Source organism: Pararhodobacter sp. SW119 (assembly GCF_017811755.1).
Classification (GTDB): Bacteria; Pseudomonadota; Alphaproteobacteria; order Rhodobacterales; family Rhodobacteraceae; genus Pararhodobacter.
This window is the reverse complement of sequence record NZ_JADDJF010000100.1, coordinates 1-5,710: the sequence shown is the minus strand read 5'-3', so window position 1 is coordinate 5,710 and position 5,710 is coordinate 1. Positions and strand designations below refer to the sequence as shown.

Genomic DNA, 5,710 nt, shown 5'->3' with positions numbered 1-5,710 from the left:
ACTTCCTTGGTCGGAGTCGACCAGAAAACCACCTCTTCACCCCCTCAGCCAGACCAGTGTCGTGTAGTGTGCCGGACGGGTTCCCTCGTATGGAAGTTGAACGATGCTCTCGGTAACGATGCGTTCGACCTAGTCCGACACAACGAGGTCATCGAGCGCGAGGAAGTTCGTGGCCCCTATCTCCTGACAACCGGCCAGGTCGGGTCTGGCGCCCGCCACGGAGCACCCCATTGAGTTTCTGCGACCGAGGCGGTGTTGACGCGTCTCGATGTCGGCGCACGCGGGCCAACACCCCGACCGTCTACACCTTGTCCAGCACCTTGCGCACCTTCGCGGCCAGTTGATCGCGGCGGTAGGGCTTGCCCAGCAGTTCGACCCCGGGATCGAGCCGGCCAGGATGGACGATCGCGTTCTCGGAATAGCCAGAGGTGAAGAGCACCTTCAGATCGCGTAGCACCCCTCGCGCCGTGTCGGCCAGCACGCGCCCCTTCATGCCGCCGGGCAGAACCATGTCGGTGAGCAGCAGATCGATATCGGGCGTCTGCTTCAGCGCGTTCAACGCTTGCGGCCCGGTTTCGGCAGCTGTGACCCGGTAGCCCATCTCCTCGAGGCGTGCGACAAGATGCTCGCGCACCAGCCGGTCATCCTCGACCACAAGGATGCTCTCGGTGCCGCCGATGATCCGGTTCAGACTCAATCAGCGGCTCACAACTCGGGCGAGGGGGATCCTGGCGCGACTGAGACTCCAGCGCCGTCGCAATAGGCAGCGAAGTGCTGTCTGACAGGTATTCCATCGTGTAGGCCCATTTCAGAGAGACCACCGCGATGGCGGCAGCTCCTGCTGACCGGCTGAACCTGCCGAAAGCGGAACAGATCGCAAAACCGGCCCGCGAAAAAAACATTGCGTTCGCCGACAAACCAATAGCTTGGCAGGCCCAATGTTTCTTTACCTCGAAGATGTCGGCGGTTCTAGTCCGTCATCACCCACCATGAAATCCGGCGGCGATGCGAAGCCGGCGACCGTCGGCCTAGGGCGCGGGTTATTGCCCCGCCTTGCGCGGACTGACAGCGCCGGGTGTCAGCTACGTTGTCCCAGGCGACGTCCCGCCAATGTGCAGGTCGCCATGCTCAGCACCGCCTCGTATTCCGCGGCGATCCTGATGCGTTCTCGGTGCATGATGCTCTCGCACTCGCCGATGGTGTTGAAGCGTTCCTGCTTCTGCCATTGCACCAACTCTCCGGTCGTGAGGACGAGCGCGAGGGTGCCGATGATCAGTCCGGGCATGCTCAGTTCTTTCCGTTCAAGGGATCGGGGCCGCGTGGCGGCGAGGCGTCGGATCGCGGCTGTCGGCCCCGGCCGGAGCGTCGCGCCGCCACGAAGATGTGCAACATCATCCTTAATTTTCGGTTTCCTGGGCAGATCAAGGCCGCGGTCGGATCAGGGTAGCGCGCGCGCAACCGTCCGGTCGGGCGCTGGCCCAACCCGGAATCGCCGCCGGTCAACGGTAGGGACGGCGGGTGAACGCAGGAAGACCGGGGGCGGGGCGGTCGCCGCCCGCGGCACCGGTGACGCGGTTCAGACCAGCCGGCTCGACCGCAGCATGCCTTCGCGGTCCAGCACCGGATAGGTCAGCGAGACCAGAAGCGAGTTGATCTCCTTCAGGTCGCGCACGATGTCCATATGCAGGGTCGAGGTCTCGCGGCTTTGCGGATCGCCGGCGCGCAGGCGTTCCAGGTGCCGCGCCTCGCTGTCCTGTTCCATCTCGCGCAGCCGCTCCTTGCTGCGCGCCAGTTCGCGTGCCAGATCGACATCGCCCGACAGAATGACGGAAAAGGCGCGGCGCGTGTTGGCCAGCACCTCGCGGTGCATGGCGCGCAACTCCTCCCAGCCGGCCTGCGAGAATTCGACGCCGCGCTCGGATTTCTTCTGCGCCTTGCGCACCAGGTTGCGGGTGACGATGTCGGCGATCTGCTCCAGCTTGATCGTCGCTGCCAGGATCTCGTTCACGCGTTCCAGTTCGTGCGCGTCGAGCGCGTCGTCGGGGATCCGCGACAGGTAGAGCTTGATCGCGGTATGGATCGCGTCGACCTCGTCATCCAGACCCTGCAACTCGGCTGCGTCGATCGCGTCGGAGTTGCGGAACAGTTCGGGCACGCGGGTCATCATCGTTTCGACCCGCTCGCAGATGACCATCAGTTCGCGCGCGGCATTGGCGATGGCGACCGACGGCATCGGCAGGTCGGACTCGTTGAGCGCGCTCTGCCGCGCCTCGCCCAGGCGGGCGCGGACCTGCGCGGGGGCCAGCAGCCGGGCCAGCAGCCCGGCCAGCGGCCCGGCCAGCACCAGCCCCAGGGCCAGCAGCATGGCGTTGAAGGCGACATGGGCGCTGACCGCGACGGCGGCGGGCGTATCCGCCCCCGGCAGCAGGGCCAGCGGGTCCGGGCGCAGCAGGAACAGCAGCGCAAGCCCGGCCAGCGCCCCGCCGCCGCGCAGGATCACGTTGCCCAGCGGCACCAGCCGCGCCGGATGCGCCATGCCGCGCGTCAGATAGACCGGGATCAGCGCCGCGCCGGCATTGATGCCCAGCACCACCGGCAGGATCAGCGCCGCCGGCACCAGCCCCTGTTGCGCCAGCGCCGCCACCACCAGAATCGCCGCGATCGAGGAATGAAAGAGCAGCGCCATCAGCCCGGCCAGGAGGAAGGCGGTCAGCCAGTCCTCGGAAAGGTAGCCCAGCACCAGCGGCAGCAGCGCGCTTTCGCTCATCGGCCGGGCGGCCGCGCCGATCAGGCGCAGCGACAGCAGCAGCAGGCCCACGCCCAGCAGGATCCGCCCGACCTGTTGCCAGCGCTTGGTGGCGGCGTTGCGGAACATCACCAGCCCCAGCAGCAGCAGCACCGGCACCAGCAGCGACAGGTCCAGCTGCAGGATCAGCGCCACCAGCGCCGAGCCCAGGTCCGCCCCCAGAAGTGCCGTGATCGCGCGCCCCACCGGCACCAGCCCGACGCCGGTGAAGCCGCTGACGATCACCGCGACCGCGGTCGCGCTTTGCAGCGCCATGGCCAGCGCGCCGCCGGCCGCCGCCGCGCCCGGCGCGGTGCCCAGCGCGCGGCGCAACGTGTCCTTCAGCACATGCCCGAAGGCCCGCTGCACGCCGGTCTGGATCATGCGCGTGGCCCACAGCAGCAGCGCCACCGCGCCTGCCAGTTCCAGAAAGATCACCGTGCCGGACACCTGCCGCCCTCCGCCTCCCGGTCGCGCCGGGCCGGGTCTTGTGTCGGTTTTGTGACGCGCTGTCCAGCGCGCTCAGGGGGAACGCGCAGACAACGACTGGGCCCCGGGCTCAGGTCCAGTCGAGCACCACCTTGCCCGACCGCCCGGCGCGCATCTCGGCCATCCCTTCGTCGAAACGCGCGATCGGCAGGCGGTGGGTGATCAGCGGCATGACGTCCAGCCCCGACTGCACCAGCGCGATCATCTTGTACCAGGTCTCGTACATCTCGCGGCCATAGATGCCCTTCAGGGTCAGCATCTTGAAGATGACCTTGTTCCAGTCGATCTCGAACGCGGCGGGCGCGATGCCCAGGATCGCGACCTTGCCGCCGTTGTTCATCGTGTCGATCATCTGCCGAAAGGCGGCGGCGGCGCCCGACATCTCCAGCCCCACGTCGAAGCCCTCGGTCATGCCCATCGCCGCCATCCGGTCGCGCAACTGCTCGCGCCCCGGGTTCAGCGTGTGGGCGACGCCCATGCCGGCGGCCAGTTCCAGCCGCTCGTCGTTCAGGTCGGTGATCAGCACCTTCCGCGCGCCGACCTTCTGCGCGATCAGCGCGCCCATGATGCCGATCGGCCCGGCGCCGGTGACCAGCACGTCCTCGCCGACCAGATCGAACGACAGCGCCGTGTGCACGGCATTGCCCAGCGGGTCGAAGATCGCCGCCACCTCGTCGGGGATGTCGTCGGGGATGGGCACGACGTTTTCCTGAGGCAGGCACAGGTACTCGGCAAAGGCGCCGGCGCGCTGGACGCCCACGCCCCTAGTGTTGCGGCACAGATGCCCCCGCCCGGCGCGGCAGTTGCGGCACTGCCCGCAGACGATATGCCCCTCGCCCGAGACGCGCTGTCCCGGCCGGAACCGGGTGACGGCGCTGCCGGTATCGGCGACCTCGCCGCAGAATTCATGGCCCACGACCAGCGGCACCGGCACGGTGCTGCGCGCCCAGTCGTCCCAGTTCCAGATATGCACGTCGGTGCCGCAGATCGCGGATTTCTTCACCCGGATCAGCACCTCGGTCGGCCCCGGCTCGGGCACCGGCACGTCCTGGAACCAAAGCCCCGGCTCGTCTCGCGCCTTGACGATGGCCTTCATCATGTTGCCCATGCCCGCCCCCTAGCCGATGACGCCCAGCTCGTGCCCGGCCTCGATGAAGGCTGCGAAGGCGCGGTCCAGATCCTCGGTGGTGTGCGCGGCCGACATCTGCGTGCGGATGCGCGCCTGCCCTTTCGGCACGACCGGGTAGGAAAAGGCCGTCACGTAGACTCCGCGCGCGAGCAGCGCTTCGGCCATGCGGCCGGCCAGCGCCGCCTCGCCCAGCATGACCGGGATGATCGGATGCCCCGCGCCGGCCAGCCGGAAGCCGGCGTCCTGCATCCCCTGCCGGAAATGCGCCGCGTTCGCCTCCAGCCGCGCGCGCAGATCGCCCGATCCCTCGACCAGATCCAGCGCGCGCTGCGTGGTGGCGGTAATCACCGGCGCCAGCGTGTTGGAAAAAAGGTAGGGCCGCGCGCTCTGGCGCAGCATCTCCACCACCTCGGCCCGTGCCGCGACATACCCGCCCGAGGCCCCGCCCAGCGCCTTGCCCAGCGTCCCGGTCAGGATGTCCACGCGCCCCTCGACCCCCGCCGCTTCGGGCGTGCCGCGACCACGCGCGCCGACAAAGCCCACCGCGTGGCTGTCATCGACCATCACCATCGCGCCATGCGCCTCGGCCAGATCGCAGATCGCCGGCAGGTCGGCGATGATCCCGTCCATGGAAAAGACGCCATCGGTGACGACCAGCTTGAAGCGCGCGCCCTCGGCCTCCTTGAGGCGCGCCGCCAGTTCGGCCATGTCGTTGTTGGCGTAGCGGTAGCGCGCGGCCTTGCACAGCCGCACCCCGTCGATGATCGACGCATGGTTCAGCGCGTCTGAGATGATCGCATCCTCCGGCCCCAGCAGCGCCTCGAAGAGGCCGGTATTGGCGTCGAAACAGGACGGGAACAGGATCGCGTCCTCGGTCTGCAGGAACGCCGCCAGCCGCACCTCCAGTTTCTTGTGCTCGACCTGCGTGCCGCAGATGAACCGCACCGACGCCATGCCGAACCCCAGCCGGTCCAGCGCCTCATGCGCCGCCGCGACCAGTTCGGGGTGGTCGGCCAGCCCGAGGTAGTTGTTGGCGCAAAGGTTCAGCACCTCGCGCCCGTCCTCCAGCGTGACCCGACCCGATTGCGGCGAGGCGATGGGCCGTTCGGCCTTGAACAGCCCGCCGTCGCGCAGGCCGGCCAGTTCGTCCCGCAGATGCCCGATGAAGCCCGCCTGATCGCCCATGTCCCGCCCTCCGGTCGTTGGCCAACAGGCTACCAGCAAAGCGCGCCGCGGCAAGGGGCGAAGGCGAAGCGATGACTCCGCGCCTTGCGCATGCGGTGCCCGAAGCAAAAGTTTCGCTACGG

5 protein-coding genes are annotated in these 5,710 nt (G+C 68.3%); all 5 read right to left on the bottom strand.

Features of this window, described 5'->3' with window-relative positions; all coding sequences use genetic code 11:
- Window positions 1–301: 301 nt before the first annotated feature.
- Window positions 302–697, bottom strand: a complete 396-nt coding sequence (locus IM708_RS20160; RefSeq protein WP_209428355.1) for a response regulator — start codon at window positions 695–697, stop codon at window positions 302–304.
- A gap of 381 nt (window positions 698–1,078) precedes the next feature.
- Window positions 1,079–1,285 (bottom strand): hypothetical protein, encoded by a 207-nt coding sequence (locus tag IM708_RS20155; protein WP_209428354.1) that lies wholly within the window; start codon window positions 1,283–1,285, stop codon window positions 1,079–1,081.
- Window positions 1,286–1,576: 291 nt separating this feature from the next.
- Window positions 1,577–3,235 carry a Na/Pi cotransporter family protein gene (locus tag IM708_RS20150; RefSeq protein ID WP_209428353.1) on the bottom strand — a complete coding sequence of 553 codons (1,659 nt, stop codon included), beginning with the start codon at window positions 3,233–3,235 and terminating at the stop codon, window positions 1,577–1,579.
- Window positions 3,236–3,344: 109 nt separating this feature from the next.
- The gene (gene tdh / locus IM708_RS20145) at window positions 3,345–4,370 is read right to left on the bottom strand and encodes an L-threonine 3-dehydrogenase (RefSeq protein ID WP_209428356.1); all 1,026 of its coding nucleotides are present in this window, start codon (window positions 4,368–4,370) and stop codon (window positions 3,345–3,347) included.
- A 21-nt stretch (window positions 4,371–4,391) separates the two neighbouring features.
- Window positions 4,392–5,588 (bottom strand): glycine C-acetyltransferase, encoded by a 1,197-nt coding sequence (locus IM708_RS20140; RefSeq protein ID WP_209428352.1) that lies wholly within the window; start codon window positions 5,586–5,588, stop codon window positions 4,392–4,394.
- Between the last annotated feature and the right edge of the window lie 122 nt (window positions 5,589–5,710).